23 protein-coding genes are annotated in these 26,634 nt (G+C 58.8%); 11 read left to right on the top strand and 12 right to left on the bottom strand.

Annotated elements, in window-relative coordinates:
- The first annotated feature begins 22 nt into the window (after positions 1 to 22).
- On the top strand, positions 23 to 961 hold the full coding sequence (locus JFT91_RS28155; RefSeq protein WP_201227546.1) for an aspartyl/asparaginyl beta-hydroxylase domain-containing protein: 939 nt from the start codon (positions 23 to 25) through the stop codon (positions 959 to 961).
- A 57-nt stretch (positions 962 to 1,018) separates the two neighbouring features.
- Here JFT91_RS28155 and JFT91_RS28150 read toward each other — a convergent pair whose 3' ends face one another.
- Together JFT91_RS28150 and JFT91_RS28145 are read right to left on the bottom strand one after the other, a co-directional pair.
- Entirely contained in the window at positions 1,019 to 1,219 is a 201-nt protein-coding gene (locus JFT91_RS28150; RefSeq protein WP_201234746.1) for a hypothetical protein, read from the bottom strand.
- On the bottom strand, positions 1,216 to 1,743 hold the full coding sequence (locus JFT91_RS28145) for a hypothetical protein (RefSeq protein WP_201234499.1): 528 nt from the start codon (positions 1,741 to 1,743) through the stop codon (positions 1,216 to 1,218). The genes JFT91_RS28150 and JFT91_RS28145 overlap by 4 nt, the downstream gene beginning before the upstream one ends.
- 452 nt (positions 1,744 to 2,195) lie before the next feature.
- Here JFT91_RS28145 and JFT91_RS28140 point away from each other — a divergent pair, with 452 nt between their 5' ends.
- The gene (locus JFT91_RS28140) at positions 2,196 to 3,059 is read left to right on the top strand and encodes a DMT family transporter (RefSeq protein WP_201234498.1); all 864 of its coding nucleotides are present in this window, start codon (positions 2,196 to 2,198) and stop codon (positions 3,057 to 3,059) included.
- Between the two features lie 92 nt (positions 3,060 to 3,151).
- On the opposite strand, the gene JFT91_RS28135 is transcribed toward JFT91_RS28140, so the two are convergent.
- The 3 genes from JFT91_RS28135 to JFT91_RS28125 form a co-directional block, all read right to left on the bottom strand.
- The gene (locus tag JFT91_RS28135) at positions 3,152 to 4,060 is read right to left on the bottom strand and encodes an EamA family transporter (protein WP_201227541.1); all 909 of its coding nucleotides are present in this window, start codon (positions 4,058 to 4,060) and stop codon (positions 3,152 to 3,154) included.
- A gap of 83 nt (positions 4,061 to 4,143) precedes the next feature.
- Entirely contained in the window at positions 4,144 to 5,769 is a 1,626-nt protein-coding gene (locus tag JFT91_RS28130) for a methyl-accepting chemotaxis protein (RefSeq protein WP_201227540.1), read from the bottom strand.
- Between the two features lie 84 nt (positions 5,770 to 5,853).
- Positions 5,854 to 6,105, bottom strand: a complete 252-nt coding sequence (locus tag JFT91_RS28125) for a hypothetical protein (protein WP_201234497.1) — start codon at positions 6,103 to 6,105, stop codon at positions 5,854 to 5,856.
- A gap of 63 nt (positions 6,106 to 6,168) precedes the next feature.
- On the opposite strand from JFT91_RS28125, the gene aceK reads away from it, so the two are divergent.
- The 5 genes from aceK to JFT91_RS28100 all read left to right on the top strand — a co-directional run bounded on the left by aceK (position 6,169) and on the right by JFT91_RS28100 (position 14,546).
- On the top strand, positions 6,169 to 7,890 hold the full coding sequence (aceK, locus tag JFT91_RS28120; RefSeq protein ID WP_201227539.1) for a bifunctional isocitrate dehydrogenase kinase/phosphatase: 1,722 nt from the start codon (positions 6,169 to 6,171) through the stop codon (positions 7,888 to 7,890).
- Positions 7,891 to 8,120: 230 nt separating this feature from the next.
- On the top strand, positions 8,121 to 12,032 hold the full coding sequence (gene hrpA, locus JFT91_RS28115) for an ATP-dependent RNA helicase HrpA (RefSeq protein WP_201234496.1): 3,912 nt from the start codon (positions 8,121 to 8,123) through the stop codon (positions 12,030 to 12,032).
- A gap of 402 nt (positions 12,033 to 12,434) precedes the next feature.
- Entirely contained in the window at positions 12,435 to 13,556 is a 1,122-nt protein-coding gene (locus JFT91_RS28110; protein WP_201227537.1) for a beta-ketoacyl-ACP synthase III, read from the top strand.
- Between the two features lie 145 nt (positions 13,557 to 13,701).
- Positions 13,702 to 14,313, top strand: coding sequence for an RNA polymerase sigma factor (locus JFT91_RS28105; protein WP_201201573.1), 612 nt, complete (start codon positions 13,702 to 13,704; stop codon positions 14,311 to 14,313).
- Positions 14,307 to 14,546 carry an anti-sigma factor family protein gene (locus JFT91_RS28100; RefSeq protein ID WP_201201574.1) on the top strand — a complete coding sequence of 80 codons (240 nt, stop codon included), beginning with the start codon at positions 14,307 to 14,309 and terminating at the stop codon, positions 14,544 to 14,546. Before JFT91_RS28105 ends, JFT91_RS28100 begins: the two co-directional genes overlap by 7 nt.
- A 241-nt stretch (positions 14,547 to 14,787) precedes the next feature.
- Here the strand turns inward: JFT91_RS28100 and JFT91_RS28095 are convergent, their stop codons facing one another.
- Positions 14,788 to 16,110, bottom strand: a complete 1,323-nt coding sequence (locus JFT91_RS28095; RefSeq protein ID WP_201234495.1) for a putative porin — start codon at positions 16,108 to 16,110, stop codon at positions 14,788 to 14,790.
- 283 nt (positions 16,111 to 16,393) lie between these two features.
- Between JFT91_RS28095 and JFT91_RS28090 the strand changes: the two genes are divergently transcribed.
- Positions 16,394 to 17,518, top strand: a complete 1,125-nt coding sequence (locus JFT91_RS28090) for a GNAT family N-acetyltransferase (RefSeq protein ID WP_201234494.1) — start codon at positions 16,394 to 16,396, stop codon at positions 17,516 to 17,518.
- Positions 17,519 to 17,635: 117 nt separating this feature from the next.
- On the opposite strand, the gene aqpZ is transcribed toward JFT91_RS28090, so the two are convergent.
- The 5 genes from aqpZ to JFT91_RS28065 all read right to left on the bottom strand — a co-directional run bounded on the left by aqpZ (position 17,636) and on the right by JFT91_RS28065 (position 22,854).
- Positions 17,636 to 18,328 (bottom strand): aquaporin Z, encoded by a 693-nt coding sequence (aqpZ, locus tag JFT91_RS28085; protein WP_201201580.1) that lies wholly within the window; start codon positions 18,326 to 18,328, stop codon positions 17,636 to 17,638.
- 302 nt (positions 18,329 to 18,630) lie between these two features.
- Entirely contained in the window at positions 18,631 to 20,463 is a 1,833-nt protein-coding gene (locus JFT91_RS28080; protein ID WP_201234493.1) for an ABC transporter ATP-binding protein, read from the bottom strand.
- Positions 20,464 to 20,551: 88 nt separating this feature from the next.
- Positions 20,552 to 21,109: a peptidylprolyl isomerase gene (locus JFT91_RS28075; protein WP_201146975.1), complete on the bottom strand. Its 558-nt coding sequence runs from the start codon at positions 21,107 to 21,109 to the stop codon at positions 20,552 to 20,554.
- 3 nt (positions 21,110 to 21,112) lie between these two features.
- Complete coding sequence (locus tag JFT91_RS28070; RefSeq protein ID WP_201227532.1) at positions 21,113 to 21,916, bottom strand: alpha/beta fold hydrolase; 804 nt, start codon at positions 21,914 to 21,916, stop codon at positions 21,113 to 21,115.
- Positions 21,917 to 21,930: 14 nt separating this feature from the next.
- The gene (locus JFT91_RS28065; protein ID WP_025110609.1) at positions 21,931 to 22,854 is read right to left on the bottom strand and encodes a PA3225 family LysR-type transcriptional regulator; all 924 of its coding nucleotides are present in this window, start codon (positions 22,852 to 22,854) and stop codon (positions 21,931 to 21,933) included.
- A gap of 49 nt (positions 22,855 to 22,903) precedes the next feature.
- Between JFT91_RS28065 and JFT91_RS28060 the strand changes: the two genes are divergently transcribed.
- From JFT91_RS28060 to JFT91_RS28050, 3 genes are all read left to right on the top strand, one after another.
- Positions 22,904 to 23,218 carry a 3-phosphoglycerate kinase gene (locus JFT91_RS28060; protein WP_201146977.1) on the top strand — a complete coding sequence of 105 codons (315 nt, stop codon included), beginning with the start codon at positions 22,904 to 22,906 and terminating at the stop codon, positions 23,216 to 23,218.
- A 230-nt stretch (positions 23,219 to 23,448) separates the two neighbouring features.
- Positions 23,449 to 24,048 (top strand): FMN-dependent NADH-azoreductase, encoded by a 600-nt coding sequence (locus tag JFT91_RS28055; RefSeq protein ID WP_201234492.1) that lies wholly within the window; start codon positions 23,449 to 23,451, stop codon positions 24,046 to 24,048.
- 325 nt (positions 24,049 to 24,373) lie between these two features.
- Entirely contained in the window at positions 24,374 to 25,231 is an 858-nt protein-coding gene (locus tag JFT91_RS28050) for a carboxylate/amino acid/amine transporter (RefSeq protein ID WP_201234491.1), read from the top strand.
- A gap of 101 nt (positions 25,232 to 25,332) precedes the next feature.
- Here JFT91_RS28050 and JFT91_RS28045 read toward each other — a convergent pair whose 3' ends face one another.
- A complete protein-coding gene (locus JFT91_RS28045; protein ID WP_201227528.1) occupies positions 25,333 to 26,631 on the bottom strand; it encodes a mechanosensitive ion channel family protein in 1,299 nt (432 codons plus the stop codon).
- Between the last annotated feature and the right edge of the window lie 3 nt (positions 26,632 to 26,634).

The raw sequence follows: 26,634 nt of genomic DNA, 5'->3' as shown, positions 1-26,634 counted from the left end.
GTCTTTTTTCAAGGAGTTGTTGATGACCTTTTCGTTTGCCGCCAAGGCGTTTGTGCTGCTGCTGTTTCTGGGCAGCACGCTCTATGTGCATTTGCGCGGCAAGGCGCGCTTGCCGGTATTGCGCCAGTTCGTCAACCACTCGGCGCTGTTCGCTCCGTACAACGCTTTGATGTACCTGTTCTCCAGCGTGCCGTCCAAGCCGTATCTGGATCGCAGCAAATTCCCGGAACTGGATGTGCTGCGCGATAACTGGGAAACCATTCGCGACGAAGCCATGCACCTGTTCGACGAGGGCTACATCCGCGCTGCGGAAAAGAACAACGACGCCGGTTTTGGCTCGTTCTTCAAGAAAGGCTGGAAGCGCTTCTACCTCAAGTGGTACGACAAACCCCTGCCATCGGCCGAAACCCTGTGCCCGAAGACCGTGGCGCTGGTCAGTGCAATACCCAACGTCAAAGGTGCGATGTTCGCGTTGCTGCCGGGCGGCAGTCACTTGAATCCGCACCGCGACCCGTTTGCCGGTTCCCTGCGTTATCACCTCGGCCTGTCGACACCGAACTCCGACGATTGCCGGATCTTCGTCGACGGTCAGATCTACGCCTGGCGCGATGGCGAAGACGTGATGTTCGATGAGACTTACGTGCACTGGGTCAAGAATGAAACCGAAAAGACCCGCGTGATTCTGTTCTGCGACGTTGAACGTCCGCTGAGCAACCGCTTCATGACCCGCGTCAACCGCGCCATCAGTGCTTGGCTCGGCCGTGCTACCGCACCGCAGAACCTCGATGATGAGCGTGTCGGCGGGATCAATCAGGCGTACGCCTGGAGCAAGAACTTCAGCGACAAGTTCAGCGGTGTGGTCAAACAGTGGAAACGTCGCAATCCCAAGGCTTACCGTGTGATGCGTCCGATACTGGCGGTGCTGGTCCTGACGCTGCTGGGCTATTGGCTGTTTGGTTGAGGCTGGATACAGAAATAAAAAACCGCTTCTTGTGAGCGGTTTTTTATTGCCTGCAAGTCAGCGCCGTCCGGCGAGGACGTTGGGTTCATCCACGTCAATACCATCGACAAGAACTTGCAGAAATCGTCGCTGGTTGGTGGATAACACGAAATCACCCAGCTTTTCATCGGCTTTGCGTGGTCCCTTCTTTGAGGGTGCTTTTTTAACATCTTTACGCATTTTTTTGCCCTCGCTGATCATTAATTGAACAGTTTTCACAATGCTTTACCCTCCACTGCGAGCACAAGGCGGCCATCCAAATCAAATTTGAAGCCGAGCTGCCTATATTTCGGAATGGCTCCTTGCATGGGCTCCTGAACTTCAATCAATCTGCTGCCAATAATTTGGGCAAATTCGTCAATGGCCAACATCGCCAACGCCGCGATACGGTTTTTAAGTGGATGCGCTTCCCCTGGCCTTCCCTCAAGCCGCACGATTCGAATTCGCTGACGGCTATTGTTTGGAATGACAAAACACAGCCCGCAAAGCTCTTGTTCAAACCAGATCGCGACATCCAGAGACAAGGGTTCTCGGGTCTTCCAGGTGACGACCTCTCCCCAGGAAAAATGCGGATTATCCCAAAGCTCAAAAGCACTTATTGCCTGAGTATCGATGGGTTTGAAGCGTATTTTCGAAAAGTCTGCTCCCTCATGAAAAAGCCTTCTCTTGGTGGTGATACTAGCCGCCTTTCTCGCCTCTGACCGATACAACTGATACCGCAAATACGTCCGTTCTCTTGGCATATGATTTCGAGCATTCCATGTCTCCCCATCGACAGGTGTTGCGGTTGCTCCACAGCCTATTCAGCCGTCATCCATTCGTCGCTACCGGCCCTTTGCCCAAGTCATTGCAATCTGTGTCCCCGGCTGGTTATATTCAGCCTTCGTGAGCCAGACGGTTCATCGACTCCACCTTAAAAAAGATCTGCACCTCATGCCTGCATCCCACCTCAACGCGGTAGTCGATTCAGCGGTCAACGCTGGCATCGTGCCGTGCGGGAATCAGCAGCCGCAGCAGATCAGTCATTACCCCCCACCTGTCAGTAGCACGCCGGTGTGCGCAGTCGTATCACCGCCGGGCGTTGGCGTTTCGGGCTGATCGGCATTTTCTGCTGACCCTCCGCGCCCGCCTGCAAAAACCTACTGAATTTCAGCCTCGGCTGAGTTGGCTATTTGCCTGACTACAGGTGGTATTCATGTTTGTTCTTTCGAAAAACTCCGCGCTCGCGGCGACGTCCACGAGCCTGTTCGTTCTGCTGTGGAGCAGCGGGGCGATCTTCTCCAAATGGGGCTTGTTCCATGCCTCGCCATTTGCCTTTCTGCTGATCCGCTTCGTGATCGCCTTATGTGGGCTGGTGCTGCTGGCGCCGTTACTCAAACTGAAGTTGCCCAAGGCTGGCCGACCAATGCTGTATGCGATCGCCACGGGCGTGGTGCTGCTGGGGGCTTATCAGATTTTCTATCTGCTGGCACTGAACAGCAAAGTCACGCCGGGGGTGATGGCTACCATCATGGGCGTGCAGCCGATTCTTACCGTCGTGTTGATGGAGCGTCAGCGTTCGGCGAGCCGGATGTTCGGGTTGGCGCTGGGGCTGGCCGGTCTGATCATGGTGGTTTACCAAGGCATCGGCCTGGCCGGGATGTCCTGGGCGGGGATGCTCTTCGGTCTGCTGGCGCTGGCGAGCATGACCCTCGGCTCGATCATGCAGAAACGCATCACCGACAATCCCCTCGGCACGTTGCCGGTGCAGTATCTGGCGGGTTTGCTGTTGTGCGGGATATTCGTGCCGTTCCAGCCGTTTCATTTCGAACACAGCACCGGCTTCATCGTGCCGGTGTTGTGGATGGGGCTGGTGGTTTCGGTGCTGGCGACGCTGCTGCTGTATCGGCTGATTGCGCGAGGCAATCTGGTGAATGTCACCAGCCTGTTTTATCTGGTGCCGGCGGTGACGGCGGTGATGGATTACCTGATTTTCGGCAATCGTCTTGCGGCGTTGAGTGTGCTGGGGATGCTGTTGATCATCGTCGGTCTGGCATTCGTATTCCGTAAAACGAAATAACGCGATCCCTGTAGGAGTTGACGAGTGAAACGAGGCTGCGATCTTTTGATCTTGAAGATTAAAAGTCAAAAGATCGCAGCCAGCGGCAGCTTCTACAGTTTTACCACCTCTGCGGGTTTGACCACCGCGGGCTTCAACACCAGCCATAACGCCAATGCAATCAAGACTCCGCCGTAGATATGCGCCATCGACAACGGCTCATCCAGCAACAGCGCACCCCACAACACGCCGAACGGCGGAATCATGAAGGTCACGGTCATTGATTTCACCGGGCCGATGGAGCTGAGCAGGCGGAAATAAATAATGTAGGCAAACGCCGTGCAGCCCAGGCCCAGGCCGAGCAGCGACAACCAGACACTCCAGCCGCCCCAGCTTGCGGGAGGTTGGGTGGCCACGCTGTAAGCAAACAGCGGCAGCAGGAACAGCGTCGCCCCGAGCATGCTGCCCAAGGCCGACAGACGGCTGTCCAGGCCGCCAGCCTGATCCAGCCAGCGCCGTGCGAGGAACCCGGCAAAGCCATAACAGGTGGTCGCGAGCAGGCAGGCGAGGGCGCCCATCAGCAGTTGCATATCGAACGCCACGGGACCGGCGCGCGTCAGCACACCGACGCCGAACAGGCCGAGGAACACCCCGCCGAGTTTGGCCGCAGTGAGTTTTTCACTGAAGAAGAGACCGCCAATCAGCACGCCCATCAATGGCGTGGTGGCGTTGAAAATCGCCGAATAGCCGGCCGGCAGTACTTGCGCGGCTACCGAGTACAGGGTCGCCGGAATCCCTGAATTGATCACGCCCAGCAGCATCACGGTTTTCAGTTTGCCTTTGAAATCCCACTTGACGCGCATCAGCCCAAGGATCACCAGCAGCCCTGCGGCGGCAATCGAGACGCGGAAGAACCCGGTCGGAACTGTGCCGATCACCGGCGCAATAATGCGCATGAACAGAAAACTCGCGCCCCAGATGGCTGCCAGCGACAACATACGGAAAATATCGACAGGGCTCACGACGGGCCTCCTTCCAGAATCGGGACGAGAGTGTTGCCGAGCGCCCTGACGAAGGCAACCGCTATTCGGGCATGCAACTTTTCTCAGATCACGAAACGTGTGACCAGCCCGTTGAGGTCAACCGCCAGGCGCGACAGCTCCTGACTGGCGGCTGAAGTCTGCGTGGCACCGGCGGCGGTCTGTGTCGACAGATCACGGATGGTCACCAGATTCTGATCGACCTCGCGGGCGACCAAAGCCTGCTGCTCGGCGGCGCTGGCGATCACCAGGTTGCGTTGATTGATCTGTGAAATCGACGCGGTGATTTTCTCCAGTGCCTGACCGGCACTGTTGGCCCGCCGTAGCGTCTGGCCAGCCTGTTCGGCGCTGCTTTGCAAGGCCCCGACGGTGGCACCGGTGCCGTGCTGGATGCTGCTGATCATCAGCTCGATTTCTTCAGTGGAGTTCTGCGTGCGTTGCGCCAACGAACGAACTTCATCGGCGACCACCGCGAAGCCGCGTCCGGCTTCCCCGGCCCGCGCGGCTTCGATGGCGGCGTTGAGCGCCAGCAGATTGGTTTGCCCGGCGATGCCGCGAATCACCTCCAGCACCTTGCTGATGTCCTGCGCCTGCGTGGCCAGACCCTCGGCTTGCTCGGACGCGCCGAGCACCGCACTGACCAGTTCCTGAATCGAACTGATGGTCTCGCTGACCTGCACATGACCGTGCTTGCTGTCCTCGTTGGAGGCCTCCGAGGCTTCGGCACTGGACACGGCGTTGGCAGCGACTTCATCCACTGCCGTGCTCATCTCGGTCACCGCGGTGGCGGCTTGCTCGATCTGATCGTTCTGCTGTTGCAGGCCACGGGTGCTTTGTTCCATCACCGAGCTCATTTCCTCGGCAGCCGAGGCCAGTTGCTGCGCCGATTCGCTGATGCCGCGAATGGTCGAGCGCAAGTTGATCTGCATCTCGCCGAGGGCGTCGAGCAACTGTGCGGCTTCATCTTTGCCGCTGCTGCTGATCTGGCCGCTGAGGTCGCCCGAGGCGATGCGCCGCGCCACGTTGAGCGCCTGATTGATCGGCGTGGTTATGCTGCGGGTCAGCATCCAGGCCAGCAATAACGTGGCAGTCAACGCAATGACGATGATCGACGCGACGATCCACTGCGCCCGTTGGTACATCGCAGCGGCATCTTCGGCGGCAGCATCCGCACCTTGCTGATTGAGGGTGATCATTTGCTCAAGGGTTACGTCGAGCACTGTGCCCTGCGGTGCCAGTTCGTTGTTCAGGCGAGCTGCAGCCTGCTCATTCTGGCCGGCCTCAGTCTGGCTGATGATCTGGTCGAGGATACTCAGGTATTTGCCGACGGCCGCATTCAGGCGATCGAGCATCACCTGTTCCTGATCGCTGGTAACCAAGGCTTTGTGGTCGTTGAGGCGCTTGAGCAATTCTTCACGTTGCGCCTTGAGGATGGCTTTGCTTTTGTCGCGGATCGTTGCTTGGGTGTTGGCCGTCATGCGCAAGGATTCGAGACGGATGCTGGCGATGTTTGCCGCCGTGTCGTGAATGCTCTCGATGCTCGGCATCCATGACTCTTCGATGACCGCGGCGCTTTCGCGCAGATTTTTCATCTGGCCCAGGCCAAACAGCCCGACCACCACCAACAAACTGGCCAAAACGGCGAAACTCAAACTGGCGCGCAAACCTATGCGCAGATTCCGGATAGACATCAATGTGCTCCTTGATCTTTGAGGGGGAGGTCGTCCTCGTGGGCCGAGGATCTTGTTGTGGAGGGAGTAATGGCGGGCTGTATATCAAAGTGCCACTATTTTGGTAAGACCAATCCGGACACGCTCCAGATATGGCATCGCACCTGCCGCCAAGGCGCGAGCTAGAGAGTTCAATGCCGGATTGGATCCGAAAGCCAGAGAATCCGTGGGCTGGCGCAGAGCCGTGATGAAGACTGTATTGACTGTTTGCTGACCGAACGGTCGATTAAAAAAACTTTGCAAATAACTGTGTCGTTGTACAACTTTGCTGCGGATTTGGCAGAAATTGCGCTTCACCTGCGTACGGTTCCGTGGCTAAGCTCAGGCACAGATTTCCACATGCACGCAGAGGTCTCATCTATGCCGCAGCAATGGCCAGCCACCGACATCGCCCGCATGATCCTCGATGGCTTTGACGATTACCGCGAGCATTTCCGCCGGATCACCGATGGCGCGCGTGAACGCTTCGAACACGCGCGCTGGCAGGAGACACAGACCGCGTCGGCGGCCAGGATCAACCTCTATGAAGAGAAAGTCGGTGAGACCATCGCTCGGCTACGCGAGCATTTCGACGATGAGTCACTGATGAATGTCAGCTGCTGGCCGCTGGTGAAAAGCGCTTACATCAGCGTCATCGACCTGCGCTTCGACGATGAACTGTCCGAGACCTGGTACAACTCGATTTTCTGCGGGCTGTTCAGCCATGACCTGATCAGCGACGGCTGCATGTTCATCCACACCACCCGCCCGAGTTTGCGCCGTGCCCGCGCCGCACAAACCCGCACGTACAAGCCGCAGGGCCAGTTGTCGGGGATGCTCGCAAGCATTTTTGCCGACTACCGCTTCGGCGAGGATTACGCCGATTTGCCCGGCGACTTGCGCCGCCTCGAAGCGCAACTGCGCGAGAACCTGCCGGACTGGGTGTGCAAGGATCCGGAACTCAGTGTCGAGTTGTTTTCCTCGGTGCTGTACCGCAACAAGGGGGCGTATCTGGTCGGGCGCATTTACACCCGCGATGAGCAATGGCCGCTGGTGATTCCGCTGTTGCACCGCGAAGGGCGCGGGATTCAGATCGATGCGTTGATCACCGATGAAGCCGATGTGTCGATCATTTTCTCTTTCACCCGTTCGTACTTCATGGTCGACGTGCCGGTGCCTGCAGAGTTCATCGGTTTTCTGCGGCGCATTTTGCCGGGCAAGCACATTGCCGAGCTGTACACCTCGATCGGCTTCTACAAGCACGGTAAATCCGAGTTCTACCGCGCACTGATCAACCACTTGGCCAACACCGACGATCAATTCATCATGGCCCCCGGTGTCCGTGGCATGGTCATGAGCGTGTTCACCCTGCCGGGCTTCAACACTGTTTTCAAGATCATCAAGGACCGCTTTTCGCCGTCGAAAAACGTCGACCGTGCCACAGTGATCGAGAAGTACCGACTGGTGAAAAGCGTCGATCGGGTAGGGCGCATGGCCGATACCCAGGAATTCGCCGATTTCCGTTTTCCGCTGAGCAAATTCGATCCGGCATGTCTTGAGGAATTGCTCGAAGTGGCGCCGTCGACGGTGTCGGTCGACGGCGACACGGTACTGATCCGCCACTGCTGGACGGAACGGCGGATGACTCCGCTCAACCTCTATCTGGAGAACGCCAACGACGCCCAGGTGCGTGAGGCGCTGGAGGATTACGGCCTGGCGATCAAGCAGTTGGCGGCGGCGAACATCTTTCCCGGCGACATGCTGCTGAAAAACTTCGGCGTCACCCGGCACGGGCGTGTGGTGTTTTATGACTACGACGAGATCTGCTTTCTCACCGAAGCCAACTTCCGCCATATCCCGGCACCGCGTACGCCGGAGGACGAAATGGCCTCCGAGCCGTGGTATTCGATCGGGCCGCTGGATGTGTTTCCCGAAGAATTTCCGCCGTTTCTGTTCGCCGATTCCGGCCAGCGCAAGTTGTTCGATCAACTGCATGGCGAGTTGTACAACGCCGATTACTGGAAGAGCCTGCAAGAGGCGATTCGGGCGGGGAAAGTCATTGATGTCTTCCCATACCGGCGCAAAGGCCTCGATAACGAATAACTCCCCCTGAACACATTGTGGCGAGGGGATTTATCCCCGATGGGGTGCGAAGCCCCCAAAACCATTCAACTCAGACGCCCCAGATCGACTTTGATAGCCAGTCGGCGACTGCTGCGCAGCCGATCGGGGATAAATCCCCTCGCCACAAGAGCACCTCGCAGTCGTGTTCAGTGCCGCAAATCTGCGACAATCGGCCCCCTGCACAAATAGACGACCGAATTGCGTACCCGATGACCGACGAATCGCCCTCCATCGACAAACTGCTGAAAAACCTCGACCACGCCATGCTCGCCGACCGCCATCGGCTGCGGCGGCAGTTGCTTGAGCTGCGTAAAAAGCCCGATGAGGCCAAGTTGGCCCAGTGGGTGACGCGGATGCAGGCATCCTGTGATCAGGTACTGGCGCGCAAGGCCAGCCTGCCGGTGATTCGTTACGACGACAGCCTGCCGATTGCGGCCAAGCGCGACGAAATCAAAAAAGCGCTGGAACAGCACCAGGTGCTGATCATCGCGGGCGAAACCGGCTCGGGTAAAACCACGCAGTTGCCGAAAATCTGTCTGGAAATCGGTCGTGGCCAGCACGGCTTGATCGGGCATACCCAGCCACGTCGAATTGCTGCACGCAGTGTCGCCAGTCGCGTCGCCGAAGAACTCGGCACGCCGCTCGGTTCGTTGGTCGGCTATCAAGTGCGCTTCGAAGATCAAAGCGATTCCAACACCCTGATCAAACTGATGACCGACGGCATCCTGCTGGCGGAAACCCAGAATGATCGCTATCTCGAACGTTACGACACGATCATCGTCGACGAAGCCCACGAACGCAGCCTCAACATCGACTTCCTGCTCGGTTACCTGAAAACCCTGCTGCCGCGTCGCCCGGATCTGAAAGTCATCATCACTTCGGCGACCATCGATCTGGAGCGTTTCTCCAAGCATTTCGACGATGCGCCGATTGTTGAAGTGTCCGGCCGTACCTTCCCGGTCGATACCTGGTATCGCCCGCTGACGCTGGAGCAGGACGAAGAGGGCAACCGTGTTGAAGATGACCTGACTGTCGATCAGGCCATTCTTGCCACCCTCGACGAAATCGCCGCGTACGAGCGCAGTGAGCGTCGCAGTCCGGGGGATGTGCTGGTGTTCCTGCCCGGCGAGCGGGAAATTCGCGATGCGGCGGACATGCTGCGTAAAGCCCAGCTCAAACACACTGAAATTCTGCCGCTGTACGCACGCCTGTCGCCGGCCGAACAGCAGCGGATTTTCCAGTCGCACCCGGGGCGTCGCGTGGTGTTGGCGACCAACGTCGCCGAAACGTCGCTGACGGTGCCGGGCATCCGTTACGTGATCGACAGCGGCACTGCGCGCATCAGCCGTTACAGCTACCGCGCCAAGGTTCAGCGCCTGCCGATCGAAGCAATCTCCCAGGCCAGTGCCAACCAGCGTAAAGGTCGCTGTGGCCGGGTCGAGCCGGGTATCTGCATTCGTTTGTACAGCGAAGAAGATTTCCTCGGCTGCCCGGAATTCACCGATCCGGAAATTCTGCGCACTAACCTCGCCGCCGTTATTTTGCAGATGCTGCATTTGCGTCTCGGCGAGATCACCGCATTCCCGTTCATCGAGCCGCCGGATGGCAAGGCGATCAGCGACGGTTTCAACCTGCTGCAAGAACTCTCGGCGGTCGATCGCAACAGTCAGTTGACCCCATTGGGCCGCCAGTTGGCACGCCTGCCGGTCGACCCGCGGATGGGCCGCATGCTGCTTGAAGCGGCAAAACTCGGCAGCCTGCAGGAAGTACTGATCGTCGCCAGCGCCATGTCGATTCAGGACCCGCGCGAGCGTCCGCCGGAGCGTCAGCAAGCGGCGGATCAGGCCCATGCGCAATGGAAAGATGTCGATTCCGACTTCGCCGGGCTGGTCAATTTGTGGCGTGGTTTTGAAGAGCAGCGCCAGGCGTTGACCGCGAGCCCGCTGCGCAATTGGTGCCGGAAGAACTTCCTCAACTATCTGCGTCTGCGCGAGTGGCGTGATTCCCATCGCCAGTTGAGCCTGATCTGCCGCGACATGCAGTTGAGCCTGAATAAAGAGCCGGCGGATTACCCGAAACTGCACAAAGCCGTGCTGGTGGGTTTGCTCAGCCAGATCGGCCAGAAAACCGAGGACGGCGATTACCTTGGCGCGCGGCAGCGCCGTTTCTGGATTCATCCGTCGTCGGGCATCGGCAAGAAACGCCCGCAATGGCTGATGACCGCCGAGCTGGTGGAAACCACCAAGCTCTATGCGCGCATGGTCGCCAAGATCGACGCCGACTGGATTGAACCGCTGGCCGGGCACCTGATCAAGAAAAACCACTTCGAACCGCATTGGGAGAAGAAGCGCGGTCAGGTCGTCGCGTTCGAGCAGATCACGCTGTTCGGGCTGATCGTGGTCGGCCGTCGGCCGGTGCATTACGGCCCGGTGGACCCGGTGGTCTCGCGTGAACTGTTTATCCGCGAAGGTCTGGTGCGTGGCGAGATTCAATCGAAAGCCAAATGCCTGACCGCTAACAAGCAACTGCTGGAACAACTCGACGAACTCGAAGCCAAGGCCCGTCGCCGGGATATTCTCGCCGACGAAGAAACCTTGTACGCCTTCTACGATGCGCGGCTGCCGGCGGAGATTCACCAGACCGCGACCTTCGACAGTTGGTATCGCGTCAACAGCCAGAAAGATCCGCAACTGCTGATCATGCGCGAAGAAGACGTGCTGGCCCGCGAGGCCAGTGAAGTCACCGCGCTGCATTACCCGGACACCTTGCACATTGGTGATCTGGAGCTGGCGCTGACCTATCACTTCGAACCCAATCACCCGCGCGATGGCGTGACCCTGCGCGTACCGGCGCCGTTGTTGCCGATGCTGCCGCCGGAGCGTCTGGAATGGCTGGTGCCGGGGCTGATCGAGGCCAAGTGCATCGCCCTCGTGCGCAACTTGCCGAAAGCGTTGCGCAAGAACTTCGTGCCGGTGCCCGACTTCATCAAGGCTGCGTTGCAACGCATGACGTTTGCCGAGGGCTCGCTGCCGCAAGCGCTGGGCCGCGAGCTGCTGCGCATGACCGGTGCGCGGGTCAGCGACGAAGCGTGGGCGGAAGCTGCGCAGCAAGTCGAAGGGCATCTGCGGATGAACCTGGAAATCGTCGACGGCCAAGGCAAGTTCCTTGGCGAAGGGCGTGATCTGGCCGAACTGACCGCACGGTTTGCCGAAGCCAGTCAGGCAGCATTGGCCGTGCCGCAGAGCGCGAAAAGTCAGCAACCGGTGGAAGCGAAAGTCTTCGCGCCGGTGGCGGAAAAGACTCAGCAGAAGATTGCCGGGCTATCGATGACGGTATATCCGGCGCTGGTGGAAGAGGGCGGCACGGTCAAGGAAGGGCGGTTTTCGACCCCGGCCGAAGCCGAGTTCCAGCATCGTCGCGCGTTGCAGCGGTTGTTGATGCAGCAACTGGCCGAGCCGGCCAAGTTCTTGCGCGGAAAATTGCCGGGGCAGACTGAGCTGGGCCTGCTCTATCGCGACTTGGGTCGCGTCGATGCGCTGGTCGAGGACATTCTGCTGGCCAGTCTCGACAGCTGCATTCTTGACGGTGAAGACCCGTTGCCGCGTGATGGCGCCGGCTTGGCGGCGCTGGCTGAGCGCAAACGCGGCAGTTGGACCGAGCACGCCGAGCGTGTGGCGCGGTTGACCCTGGAAATCCTGAAGATCTGGCACGGTTTGCAAAAGCGCTTCAAGGGCAAGATTGATCTGGCTCAGGCTGTGGCGCTGAACGACATCAAGCAGCAGATCAGTCATCTGGTCTACCCGGGATTCGTTCGGGAAACGCCGATGCAGTGGCTCAAAGAGCTGCCGCGTTATCTGAAAGCGGTTGAGCAGCGTTTCGAGAAGCTCGGCGCGCAGGTGCAGAAGGACCGGGTCTGGAGCGGTGAGCTCGCCGGGCTCTGGGCGCAATACCAGACTCGCGCGGCCAAGCACGCCCAGGAAGGTAAACGCGATCCGCAACTTGAGCTGTATCGCTGGTGGCTGGAGGAATACCGGGTGTCGCTGTTTGCCCAGCAGTTGGGCACCAAGGTTCCGATCTCCGACAAACGCCTGAATAAGCAATGGACCCAGGTCGAGCCGTGATCTTGAGGATATGCAACTCCTCTTGTGGGGGCGGCTTTTGTGGCGAGGGGATTTATCCCCGATGGGGGGCGAAGCCGCCCCAAAATCGATCATTTCAGTCCTTCAGTTGAAATGAGTGTGATTGTTTGGCGACTGCTTCGCAGCCGATCGGGGATAAATCCCCTCGGCACACAGGCTCACTCCTACAGGAAATGGGGTGGTGCTTGAGAAAGGGGCCAAAACCTCGGCTTTATGGCAAACTTCGCGACCATAAACACCCGTTTCGCGACCCAGAGCCTTCGGCCACCTCGCGCAGCGGAATAAAGCGATGCCAGGTTTGCGTCCCCCGGATGGGAATAGACCCTTTGTGTGTTGGTACGACGGTTCCAGCACTTTCTGCCTGAACAGATTAGAGAAACGACCATGCATAACGTCGTCATCAGCGGCACCGGCCTGTACACCCCGGCCAACAGCATCTCCAACGAAGAGCTGGTGCAGTCTTTCAATACCTACGTCGCGCAGTTCAACGCGGACAACGCCGAGGCCATCGCCAGCGGTGAAGTCCAGGCCCTGACCGAATCCAGCGCCGCGTTCATCGAAAAAGCCTCGGGCATCAAAAGCCGTTTTGTCATGGACAAGGACGGCATCCTCGATCCACAGCGCATGGCCCCGCGTCTGCCGGAGCGCTCCAACGACGAGTGGTCGGTACTTTGCCAAATGGCCATCGGCGCAGCCGAGCAAGCCCTGCAGCGTGCCGGCAAAACCGCCGCTGACATCGACGGCGTGATCGTCGCCTGCTCCAACCTGCAACGCGCTTACCCGGCCATCGCCATTGAAGTCCAGGAAGCCCTGGGCATTCAGGGTTTCGGTTTCGACATGAACGTGGCCTGTTCATCGGCGACCTTCGGCATTCAAGCCGCCGCCAACAGCGTGCAGCTGGGCCAGGCCCGGGCGATCCTGATGGTCAACCCGGAAGTCTGCACCGGTCACCTGAACTTCCGTGACCGCGACAGCCACTTCATCTTCGGCGACGCTGCGACTGCGGTGATCATCGAGCGCGCTGACACCGCGACCTCCAAGCACCAATTTGACGTGGTCAGCACCAAACTGCTGACCAAGTTCTCCAACAACATCCGTAACAACTTCGGTTTCCTTAATCGCGCGGCGGAAGAGGGCATCGGCACTCGCGACAAGCTGTTCGTGCAGGAAGGCCGCAAGGTGTTCAAGGATGTGTGCCCGATGGTCGCCGAGTTGATCGGCGAGCATCTGCAAGAGAACCAACTCAACGTCGGCGACGTGAAACGCTTCTGGCTGCACCAGGCCAACCTGAGCATGAACCACCTGATCGTGCGCAAGCTGCTCGGTCGCGAAGCCACTGAAGAAGAGGCACCGGTGATCCTCGACACCTACGCCAACACCAGCTCGGCGGGTTCGGTGATTGCCTTCCACAAGTATCAGGATGATCTGGCCAGTGGCTCGCTGGCAGTGTTGAGTTCGTTCGGTGCAGGTTACTCGATCGGTAGCGTGATTCTGCGCAAACGTTGAAAAGCGGTTTAATTTCCTCTATCGCGCTGATTTTTCCTACATCCGAAACCGTCGGAACGCTGTAGCTTTCGGAAATTGCGGCAGGAGACGCTTTTAGCGAGTCCTGCCGTTATCATTTTCGACGTCGCAACAAGGAGATTGATCGATGGCGGCTGACGACACCCAACTGCTCGTGCGTTTGCTGGCAGGCGAGCAGCAGGCTTTCAAGGAACTGGTCACGACCTATCAAAGCGCGATGCGCGCCGTCGCGTATGCGATCGTCGGCCAGCGTCATGTCGAGGAAGTGGTGCAAGACGCCTGGCTGTCGGTGGTACGCCATATTGGCAGCTTCGAGGGCCGTTCCAGTCTCAAGACCTGGTTACTGACCATCACCGCCAACTCGGCCAAGAGTCGTTACAAGCTCAATCGCCGCGAAGTGCTGATGGATGACCTGCCGTCGCCTCACGGCACTATTGATGATGACCGTTTTTCTCCTGGTGATGGCCATTGGCTGGTGGCGCCTTTCGCCTGGCATCAGGACACCCCGGAAGCGCTGTTGACCGAAAGCGAGTTGCGCGAGTGCCTGGAGCGCACGCTGCTGAGCCTGTCGGAACTGCAAAGCAGTGTTTTGTTGCTGCGCGAACGTCAGGGCCTTGAACTGGAAGAGATCTGTAATCTTCTGGAGATCTCGCTCTCCAATGTCCGAGTGCTGCTGCATCGTGCGCGGCTGAAAGTCTTCGCGACCGTGGAGCATTTTGAGGAGACCGGGGAATGTTGACCTGTAAGGAACAAGTAGCGCGCTCCAGCGATTATCTCGATGGCCAGTTGAACTTCCGCGAGAAGCTGATGGTGCGTCATCACCTGATGTTTTGCCCCAACTGCAGGCGCTTCATTCGTCAGATGCGCTTGATGCAAGCCACCTTGAAGGCCATGCCGCAAGAGCCTGTAGAAGATGTCGATGCGCTGGCAGAACGACTGGCCGAACAGCGCCGTAAAGACAAGCCCCTGTAGGAACTGCGAAGGCTGCGATCTTTTGATCTTGTTTGTTCAGATCAAAAGATCGCAGCCTTCGGCAGCTCTTACAGGGGTTTTTTGCATCCTGCAAAAATAGCCCGGCGCGGGTGAAACGAACGGATGATGGGGATCGTCCCGCCCGAACCAGACTAAAGAAGATCAGCTTCAAGCGCCAAGCTTCAAGCTGCAAGTCATGCGCTGACTTGCAGCTTGAGGCTCGAAGCTTGCAACTGCTTTTTTAGAACTTGGCTTCCGCGTCCAGCTGCAGGGTGTTGGTGTCTGCGTCACGCTGGGTTCGGCTGGCGAAGTCGGCCTTGGTCAGGAAGTACGTGGCGCCGAGGGCGAAGTTCTTGTCGATGTCGTAACCGACCTTGAACTTGTGACCACGCGAACCGGTGGTGCCGTTGGCGAAGTCGGAGTCGGTGAAGGCGCCGACCACAGCGTTGCGCTGCACGTCACGATAGTTGTAATCGAGGTTGAAGCCGAAAACTTTCGACTTGGCACCGAGCAACCACGCCGTGTCCTGATCGGTGACGGCATCGTTGTTCTTCACGTACTGCCCGTAGAACGACAGTGGCATTGGCAGGCCGCCGATGTCGATCTGGCTGAAACCCTCATACAGACGGAATTGGTTGTTGGCGGAGTTGCCGTTGACTGCCAGCGCGCACGGGGTGGAAGTGCCGGTGCAGCGGCTGTCTTCGTCGTTCTGGTAAGCGTAGATGCTGCCGCCCAGGGTCACTTTCAGATTGTCGGTGATGTTGAAGCGGCTACCCAACTGGCCGGACGTCAGGCGCAGGTCGTGACGGAATTGCACGCCATCGCCGTCGACGTTGTCCTTGAGGGTGTAGTTGCCCAGGCTGCCGAACAGTTCGGCGCTGCTGCCCAATGGGTATTTGTAGGTGACGGCCAGACCTTCCGGGTTGATGTCGCTATCCCAGATCACGTCGCCCATGCTCACCCACGGTTGCATCATCTTGCCGCCGATCACGTGCAGGTTCTTGATCGCGTCCGGGTGGTAGTCGATGTAACCGAGGTCGAGCCAGATCTGCTTCTTGTCGAAGTAGTTGTCCATGTCCTGGTTGGTCGAGCGAGCGTCATCGCCGCCGCCGGTGGCGATACGGATGCCGGTGTCGACTTGCGGGTTGATCTCGCTGTAGGCACCCAGACGGGCACGGATGCGTTGGCGATCCTTGTCGCGGCCGCCATTGTTGGACTCGCCGTCGATCTTGACGGTCTCCTGACGAATACGCACATCGCCCTTGAACTGAGTCTTGGCGGCCCACGCCAGTTTCTGGTCGAAAGCGCTTTGTTCGTTGGTCTTCTTCGCGACAGCCGCGACTTGTTCATTGGTCTCTTGCTGCGCCTGCTGCGCGATTTGCTGAGCCTTCTGATCCTTGGCCAGTTCAGTTTGCAGTTCTACGTACTGCGCTTGGGAAATCGAACCGTTGGCCTTGAGCATGTCGAGCAGTTTGGCGTCGACTGCGGCACTGGCCGGAACACTCATGGCCAGCAACAGGCCACCGCACAGGGCCGCCGCAGTTTTCGTGGAAGCAAGACGCATAGCAATCTCCGAAGATGAGAGAGGATGGCTGAACCATCCTGGGCACAACCGACGATTTGGACGTCGGAAAACAGTGTCCGGGTAGAACCCGGCGCTCTAAAAACAGGCGCCAGTATCGCGATGGTTTATGACAGAGCAGTGGCACAGTGATGGCAGGTTGATGACGTTGCGATCTGGCCTTGAACGATTGATCTAGAGCGCTGTCGGCCGATTGCGGGTGTGCGAAGCAGCGCAATCGGCGATACTCGCCGGGCGCCGAAACCCAGATGTGGAGAGCCAGTTGATGCCGTTGCAACGCCTGCAAAACCTGTCAGAAATCGCCCCGGCTACCTGGAACGCACTGGTGCCGGAGAATCAGCCGTTTCTACGCCATGCCTTTCTCAGTGCACTGGAAGACAGCGGCAGCGTCGGCCCCCACACCGGTTGGCAACCGGAGCACTTGCTGCACATGGAAGACGACCGGCTGATAGCCGCGTTGCCCTGCTACCGCAAGTGGCATTCCTACGGCGAATACGTGTTTGATCATGGCTGGGCCGATGCCTGTGCCCGCGCCGGGATTGATTACTACCCCAAACTGTTGACCGCCGTACCCTTCAGCCCGGTCAGCGGGCCGAGGCTGTTGGCGGCGAACGTCGAGGACGGTTTCGAGCTGCTGAAGAGCTTGCCGGGGTATCTCGAAATCGAAGGGCTCTCCAGCGCGCACATCAATTTCACCGACCCGTTCACCGATGCCGCGATGGCCGAGCAATCGGATTGGTTACAGCGCATCGGCTGTCAGTATCACTGGCAGAATCGCGGTTACCGCGACTTTCAGGATTTCCTTGATGTGCTCAGTTCGCGCAAGCGCAAACAGATGCGCAAGGAACGCGAGCAAGTGGCGGCGCAGGGCTTCGAGTTTGAATGGCTGCAAGGGCGCGAACTGGACGAAGCGCAGTGGGATTTTGTCTATGCCTGTTACGCCAATACCTATGCGGTGCGTCGGCAAACGCCTTATTTGACGCGGGAATTTTTCAGTTTGCTGGCTGAACGTATGCCTGAATCGATTCGCGTGGTGCTGGCGAAACAGGGATCACGGCCGGTGGCGATGGCGTTCAGTCTGGTCGGTGGCGACAGTTTCTACGGGCGATATTGGGGGTGTCTGGCGGAGTTTGACCGGCTGCATTTCGAGACGTGTTTTTACCAGGGCATGGACTACGCGATAGCGCAGGGTTACCAGCGTTTCGATGCCGGTGCTCAAGGCGAGCACAAACTGATTCGCGGTTTCGAACCGGTGATCACCCATTCCTGGCACTACCTGCGGCATCCGGGTTTGAAAGCAGCAGTGAAGGATTTCCTGCAACAGGAACGCGCCGGCATCCTCGCCTATGCCGAAGAAGCGAAAACCGCCTTGCCCTACCGCCAAACCTAGATTCCTTGCAGGAGCCGAGCTTGCTCGCGAAAGCGGTGGGTCAGTCGCGCAAGTATCGACTGACGCGACGCTTTCGCGAGCAAGCTCGACTCCTACAGGGTTAAGTGTTTGCCTTGGTTACTCTTCTTTGCCCAACCAGCGGTAGATCCCGCCGCCCACCACCGCGCCCAGCAGCGGCGCGACCCAGAACATCCACAACTGCGCGATCGCCCAGCCGCCGACCATCAGCGCCGGCCCGGTGCTGCGCGCCGGGTTGACCGAGGTGTTGGTGACGGGAATGGAGATCAGGTGGATCAGGGTCAGGCCCAGGCCGATGGCAATCGGTGCCAGCCCCGCAGGCGCTCGTTTGTCGGTGGCGCCAAGGATGATGATCACGAACATCCCGGTCATCACCAGTTCCGTGACAAACCCGGCCGCCATCGAATACTTGCCCGGCGAGTGCTCGCCATAACCGTTGGAGGCGAGGCCGGCGGCGATGTCAAAACCCTCCCTGCCGCTAGCGATGTAGTAAAGCAGCGCTGCGGCCAGAATCGCGCCCAGCACTTGGGCGATGATGTAGGCGGGCAGTTCTCTGGCCGGAAACCGACCTCCGACAAACAGACCGACCGACACGGCCGGGTTGAGATGACATCCGCTGATGTGACCAATGGCGAACGCCATGGTCAACACCGTCAAACCAAAGGCCAGGGCCACCCCCAGCACGCCGATTCCCAGTGGCGACGACGCGGCGATCACCGCACTGCCACACCCACCCAATACCAACCAGAACGTACCCAGCAACTCCGTGACTGAACGTTTGAACAGAGACATGAGAAGAGTCCTTGATAGCGCTGCTATCGAGACTGCATCGGGTTGTGCGTCCTTGCAGACTTACGACAGGCTCCGTTCCGAAGCCTTGGCTGAGTACAGCAGGGTTTTAACGGATTTCCAGCGGCCATGAAAAAACCGCCAGCGCCCGTGGTTGGCGGGCTGTGGCGGTTTTATACGGTGCTTATTACACCTGTAGGAGTGAGCCTGCTCGCGATAGCGGTGTGTCAGTTCCGTTAAGCTTGGCTGATACTCCGCTATCGCGAGCAGGCTCACTCCTACAGGGGTTGTGGTGATTGTCGGAATCAGTCGATCCCGACAAACCCTCCGGTCTGGTGCGCCCACAAACGCGCATACAACCCGCGATGCGCCAGCAGTTCGGCGTGGGTGCCGCTCTCGGCAATCTTGCCGTTCTCCAGCACCACCAGCCGATCCATGCGGGCGATGGTCGAGAGCCGGTGCGCAATCGCGATCACGGTTTTGCCCTGCATCAGGGTTTCCAGGCTTTCCTGAATCGCCGCCTCGACTTCCGAGTCGAGTGCCGAGGTCGCCTCATCCATGATCAGGATCGGAGCATCCTTGAGCAGCACCCGTGCGATGGCGATGCGTTGACGTTGACCCCCGGACAGCTTCACCCCGCGCTCACCGACGTGCGCGTCGAAGCCGGTGCGGCCTTCCGCATCCGACAGCAACGGAATGAACTCATCGGCGCGCGCCTTGTGCACCGCGTCCCACAACTCGGCATCGGTGGCATCCGGTTTGCCGTACAACAAATTGTCGCGGATCGAACGGTGCAGCAACGAGGTGTCCTGAGTGATCATGCCGATCCGTGCTCGCAGGCTTTCCTGGCCGACGTCGGCGATGTTCTGGCCGTCGATCAGGATGCGTCCGCCCTCGACGTCGTAGAGGCGCAGCAAGAGGTTGACCAAGGTCGATTTACCGGCGCCGGACGGCCCGATCAGGCCGATTTTTTCACCCGGTTTGATAGTCAGGTTGAGGTCGCCGATGATGCCTTTCTTCTTGCCGTAGTGAAAATCCACGTGCTCGAAACGCACTTCGCCACTCGCCACGGCGAGCGGTTTGGCCTGCTCGCGATCGGTGACGCTGACCGGTTGCGAAATGGTCTGCAAACCGTCCTGAACCATGCCGATGTTTTCGAAAATGCCGGTGACCACCCACATGATCCAGCCAGACATGTTGACGATGCGGATCACCAGACCCGTCGCCAGGGCAATCGCGCCGACGGTGATCAGCGACTGCGTCCACAGCCACAACGCCAGAGCGGTAGTGCCGACGATCAGCAGGCCGTTCATGGTGGTGATCGCCACGTCCATGCTGGTGACTACGCGACCGGCCATTTGCGCTTTGACGGTCTGTTCTTCGATGGCTTCCCTGGCGTAGTGCTGTTCGAAATTGGTGTGGGCGAACAGCTTCAGCGTGGCGATGTTGGTGTAACCGTCAACGATCCGTCCCATCAGCTTCGAGCGGGCGTCGGAAGCTTCTACCGAACGTTCTTTCACCCGTGGCACGAAGTAGTAGAGCGCGCCGATGTAAGCGGCGATCCACACCAGCAGCGGGATCATCAGACGCCAGTCGGCCTCGGCGAACAACACCAGCGCACTGATCGCGTAGATCACCACGTGCCATAGCGCATCGACCGCTTGCACTGCCGAATCGCGCAGCGAGTTGCCGGTCTGCATGATGCGTTGGGCAATGCGCCCGGCGAAGTCGTTCTGGAAGAAGTTAAGGCTCTGCTTGAGCACATAGCTGTGGTTCTGCCAGCGGATCATGCTGGTCATGCCGGGGCTCAGGGTCTGATGCACCAGCAGGTCGTGCAGGCCGAAGAAGATCGGGCGCAGCACGAGGGCAACCACCACCATCCACGTCAGTTCGAGGGCATGGTCGCTGAAAAAATTCGGGTTCGGCGTGCCTTGCGCCAGGTCGATGATGCGGCTCAGGTAACTGAACAGCGCCACTTCGATCAGCGCGGCGAACAAGCCGACGACCAGCAGGGCCGCAAAGCTCGGCCAGACCTGCTTCAGGTAATAGGTATAGAAGGGCCAGACACGATCCGGCGGGGAAGCGGTGGGGGCGTCACGGAAGATGTCGATAAGTTGTTCGAAACGGCGATAGAGCATCAGATAACCGCCCGGAGCACGGGCTCTCCTTTTATCGGTGTGAGCGGCGTGAGGTTGAGTTCACACCGCTCGATACGCCCTGTACAGCTTAGTCGATGACTTTGGCCGACTTGATGAACACAGGGTCGGAAGGCACGTTTTGCATGCCTTGTTTGGTGGTGGTTGGGGAGTTGACGATGATGTCGACGACGTCCATACCTTTGACCACTTTGCCGAACACTGCGTAGCCATCGCCCTGGTCGAGGAAGTCGTTGTCCTTGACGTTGATGAAGAACTGGCTGGTCGCCGAATCAGGTACGGAAGTGCGAGCCATGGACAAGGTGCCACGAACGTTGGCCAGACCGTTTTTGTGTTCGTTCTTGATAGGAGCCTTGGTTTCTTTTTGCTGCATCTGTTGAGTGAAACCGCCGCCCTGGACCATAAAGCCCGGGATCACTCGGTGGAAAATCGTGTTGTTGTAGAAGCCGCTGTTCACGTAATCCAGAAAGTTTTTGGTACTGATCGGCGCCTTGACCGGATCCAGTTCGATTTCGATCTGGCCGTTGGTGGTCTCCAGCAGCACGTGCGGTGCCTTGGCTGGCGTGGCAGCCATCAGGTTGGCGGCGAACAGCACGGTACCGGCGGCGAGGGCGAGTTTTTTCAACATGGGTCAGTGATCCTGAGATTGAATATCGGCTGCGGCAAGAAACTCCAGCAGCGTTTGATTGAAGCGTTCGGGTTGATCGAGCGGGGTGGCGTGGCGCGAATCGGCGATCACCACCAGCCGCGCATTCGGTAGCAGTTTTACATAGGTTTCTTTCAGTGCCACCGGTGTGTAGTCGCGGTCGGCGCTGACGATGAGGGTTGGACAGGTCACTCGGGAAAGTCGTTCCTGAACCCCCCAACCGACAATCGCATCGAAGCTGGCGAGATAAGCACGTTTGTCGTTTTTTGCCCAGCGTTCGGCCATCTTCTGCCGCAGATCGGCTTGTTCCGGTTTCGGAAAAAGTTTGCTGCCCAGCGCTTTGCCGATGGTCGCCAGACTGAGCACGCGCATCAGGCTCCAGCGTTTGAACCACTGCCAGTAGTCGTCGCGGCTGCGCACTTTGACTTCGGGGGCGCTGTTGACGATGGTCAGACTCTTGAGCCATTGCGGCTGATCGACGCCGAGCTGGAAACCGATCATGCCGCCCATCGACAGTCCGACATAGTGCACCGGGCCAAGCTTCAGGTGTTCGATCAGCGCCAGCATATCGGCGCTGAATCCCGCGATGCTGTATCGCTCACGCGGTTTGTCCGAGCGACCGTGGCCACGGATGTCCGGGACGATCACCCGATAGTGCGCGGCCAGCGCCGGGATCTGCATTTCCCAGTCCAGCGTGCTCGAGCCGAGCCCGTGAACCAGCAGCAGCGGCGTACCGTGGCCATATTCCTCGTAGTGCAGGTTGCAACCTTCATGTTCGAAATAGGCCATCGGTGAACTCCGTGTCAGGCTTGTTCGGGGGCGGCAAACGGCGCGTCCAAAGGCAATGTATCGAAAGTGCGCAGCAGCTCGATAAGGATTTGCGTGGCCGGGCCCAGCGGTTTGTCCTTGTTTGAATACAGATAGAAGCTCGGGTTGCGGCTGCCGCCCTGATCCAACGGTAGCAGCTTGAGCGTGCCTTCTTTCAATTCGCGTTCGATCATGTGTCGTGGCAGCCAGGCGAACCCCAGGCCACTGCTGACAAACGTGGCGGCGGTGGCGAGGCTGCCGACGGTCCAGCGCTGTTCGGCGCCGAGCCAGCCAACGTCGCGTGGTTGTTGGCGACCAGAGTCGCGGATCACCACTTGCATCTGGGTTTCCAGATCCTGAAAGCTCAGTTCACGATTAAGCCGATGCAAGGCGTGATCCGGGTGGGCGACGGCGACAAACTCGACATCGCTCAACTCTGCACCGAGGTAGCCGGGAATGCTCAGCCCCGTGATTGCCAGATCGGCCACGCCTTCAAGCAGCACTTCTTCGACACCCGACAGCACTTCTTCACGCAGTCGCACCCGGCAGCCACGGCTCTGCGGCATGAACGCGGTCAACGCACGCACGATACGCGCGCTCGGGTAAGCGGCATCGACCACCAGCCGTACTTCAGCTTCCCAGCCTTGCTCCATGTGATGGGCAAGGTCTTCCAGTTGACTGGCCTGTTTCACCAGTTGCCGCGAGCGGCGCAGCAACACGCCGCCGGCCTCGGTGAGCACCGCTTTACGCCCATCGATGCGCAGCAGCGGCACGCCGAGCTGGTCCTGCATGCGGGCGACGGTGTAGCTCACCGACGATTGCGAACGGTGCAGGGCCTCGGCGGCCTGGGCGAATCCGCCGTGGTCGACCACGGCCTGCAATGTTCGCCATTGATCAAGGGTCACGCGGGGCGCTTTCATCATTAGCTCCTCTTGTCCTAAGCTGGCCGTCCCTCATGGAGACTGCCGAATGAAAAAATTCTGTTGTGTGCTGCTGGCGCTGCTTCCGCTGACCGCTTTTGCATATCCGATCGACGTGCAGAAAAACCTCAATGGCATGAAGATCGACTACGAAACCTACGATACCGATAACGACATCGGCTCCATCAAAGTCGTCAACTACGGTGATGTCGATGCACTCTGCAAAGCGGTGTTCAGCAATGGCCCGGAAGCGCCACGCACCCGCAGTATCGAGGTGCCGGCCGGTAAGCATAAAAACGCCACGGCCAAGTTTTCCCGCTCCATCATCAAGCTGCGCATCGAACTGAGCTGCACCCCGAAATAACACTGTATTTACCTGTGGGAACGAGCCTGCTCGCGAAGACGTAGTGTCAGTCGACACATTCCTTGACTGACACACCGCTTTCGCGAGCAGGCTCGCTCTCACATGCTCTGGGTGCATCTAAACGAATTATTCGATGCTTTGCAGCAATTATTTGCGCTTTTTCATCGATACAACCCTGGTTAACCTTCACTCCATCGACCTACAACATTCTCGGATGGAGGCTACACACCATGTCCCGCGTTCTGATCATCGAAAGCAGCGCCCGCCAGCAAGATTCGGTATCCCGTCAACTGACCCAGACCTTCATCAGCCAGTGGAAAGCGGCGCACCCGGCCGATCAGATCAGCGTGCGTGACCTCGCCGTGAACCCGGTTCCGCACCTGGACAGCAACCTGTTGGGCGGCTGGATGAAACCCGCCGAACAGCGCAGCGACAGCGAACAATCGTCGCTGGACCGCTCCAACCAGTTGACCGATGAATTGCTCGCCGCCGATGTGCTGGTGATGGCCGCGCCGATGTACAACTTCGCTATCCCGAGCACTTTGAAAGCCTGGCTCGACCACGTCCTGCGTGCCGGCGTGACCTTCAAATACACCGAAACCGGCCCGCAAGGTCTGCTCAGCGGCAAACGTGCCTACGTGCTGACCGCTCGCGGCGGCATCTACGCCGGCGGCCCGGCCGACCATCAGGAACCGTACCTGCGTCAGGTCATGGGCTTCATCGGCATCCATGACGTGACCTTCATCCACGCTGAAGGCATGAACCTGGGGGGCGACTTCCAGGAGAAAGGCTTGAACCAGGCCAACGCCAAACTGGCCCAGGTCGCTTGATATGTTAATCGCCAGATAATCACTGGATGGTCTAGTGCTCTGGCGCAACCCCTTCAAGGTTCCACGCGCATCGAACCTCCCTTTGCACTTGTTGCTCCTGAGTGCTGTAGCCCGATTGAACGCTTTAGCGAGATCGGGCTTTTTTTTGCCTGTGATTCCCCTACCTCAAACAAATCCCCTGTAGGAGCTGCCGCAGGCTGAGATCTTTTGATCTTGTTTTTTAAAATCAAAAGATCTCAGCCTGCGGCAGCTCCTACCGGGGATTTGTGTTGGTTGCAGAATGCAAAACCCGCTATCGTCGCCGCCATTCGAAACAGAGGCGACCATGGGCTATCTACTTTTTGTCACGCTGATCCAGGCGTTTTCCTTCAGCTTGATCGGCGAATACCTGGCCGGTCATGTCGACAGTTACTTCGCCGTGCTGGTGCGCGTGGTGTTGGCCGGGCTGGTGTTTATTCCGTTGACCCGCTGGCGCTCGGTCGAACCGTCATTCATGCGCGGCATGCTGATGATCGGCGCCTTGCAGTTTGGCGTGACCTACGTCTGTCTGTACCTGAGCTTCCGCGTGCTGACCGTGCCGGAAGTGTTGCTGTTCACCATCCTCACGCCGTTGCACGTGACCCTGATCGAAGACGCGCTCAACCGGCGCTTCAATCCATGGGCGCTGGTCGCCGCGCTGGTGGCGGTGGGCGGTGCAGCGGTGATTCGTTTTGACAGCATCAACCCGGACTTCTTCATGGGTTTCCTGCTGCTGCAACTGGCCAACTTCACCTACGCCGCAGGCCAGGTGATGTACAAACATCTGGTGGCGAAGCACCCGAGCGATCTGCCGCATTATCGGCGCTTCGGCTTCTTCTACCTCGGCGCGCTGGCGGTGGTATTGCCGGCATTCCTTTTGTTCGGCAAAGCCAACTTCCTGCCGGAAGCGCCGTTGCAATGGGGCGTGTTGCTGTTCCTCGGTCTGGTCTCGACAGCGTTGGGGATGTACTGGTGGAACAAAGGCGCATGCATGGTCAACGGCGGCACGCTGGCGGTGATGAACAACCTGCATGTGCCGGTGGGCTTGCTGCTGAACCTGCTGATCTGGAATCAGCATGAGGAACTGGGCAGGTTGTTCCTCGGCGGTAGCGTCATCCTCGCCGCCGTATGGATCAGCCGATTGGGCATCCGACGCACCGCATAACCCATGTAGGAGCTGCCGCAGGCTGCGATCTTTTGACGTTGATTCTAAAAAACAAGATCAAAGATCGCAGCCTTCGGCAGCTCCTACATTGGGGCTTTGGGTTACAGGAGGTGTTTTTGTGGCTCGGGAATGTGGGCTGAGCCGAGTACGGCCGGCAACAGCCCCGAACGCAAATCGCCACCACTCGGCTGTTGATACAGACTCAACCCGAACTCCGGCAGCACCGCGAGCAGATAGTCAAAAATATCCCCCTGAATCCGCTCGTAATCGGCCCACACCGTGGTGCTGGTGAAACAGTAGATTTCCAGCGGAATACCCTGCGCCGTGGTTTGCATCTGGCGAACCATGCAGGTCATGTTCGGTTGCACCTCCGGGTGGCTCTTCAGATAGGCCAATGCATAGGCGCGAAAGGTGCCGATGTTGGTCATGCGTCGACGGTTGGCCGACATCGCCGCGACGTTGCCCTGCGCCTCGTTCCACGCCTTGAGCTCGGCTTTCTTGCGGCTCATGTAGCCGCTCAGCAGATGCACCTGGCTCAGCTTTTCCTCTTCATCGTCACGGATGAAGCGCACGCCGCTGGCGTCGATGAACAGGCTGCGCTTGATCCGTCGCCCGCCGGATTGCTGCATGCCGCGCCAGTTTCTGAACGACTCGGACATTAGCCGCCAGGTCGGGATCGAGACGATGGTCTTGTCGAAATTCTGCACCTTGACCGTGTGTAACGTGATGTCGACCACGTCACCGTCGGCGCCGACTTGCGGCATCTCGATCCAGTCGCCGACCCGCAGCATGTCGTTGCTGGTCAGTTGCACGCTGGCGACGAACGACAACAGGGTGTCCTTGTAGACCAACAGAATTACCGCCGACATCGCACCCAGACCCGACAGCAGCAACAGCGGCGAACGGTCGATCAGCGTGGCGACGATGATGATCGCGCCGAACACGTACAGGACCATTTTTGCCAATTGCACGTAGCCCTTGATCGAGCGAGTGCGCGCGTGTTCGGTACGGGCGTAGATATCCAGCAGCGCGTTGAGCAAGGCGCTGACCGACAGCAGCAGGAACAGAATGGTGAACGACAGCGCGACGTTGCCAAGGAACGTCATCGCGGTTTTGCTCAGTTCGGGTACCAGGTGCAAGCCGAACTGGATGACCAGCGATGGCGTCATCTGCGCCAGGCGCTGAAACACCTTGTTGTGGCGAAAGTCGTTGATCCAGTGCAGGGACGGCTGGCGACCGAGCATGCGACTGGCGTGCAGGATCAGATATCGCGCCACTCGTCCGAGCACCAGCGCGATCACCAACAGCAACATCAGCGCCAGGCCGGATTGCAGAAGCGGGTGTTGTTCGAGGGTGCCCCAGAGGTCCTGGGCGTTGAGCCAGAGCTGTTTGAAATCCATAAG

The organism is Pseudomonas sp. TH08 (assembly GCF_016651275.1).
In the GTDB taxonomy this organism is placed as follows: Bacteria; Pseudomonadota; Gammaproteobacteria; order Pseudomonadales; family Pseudomonadaceae; genus Aquipseudomonas.
This window is presented reverse-complemented; position numbering and strand designations above follow the sequence as displayed.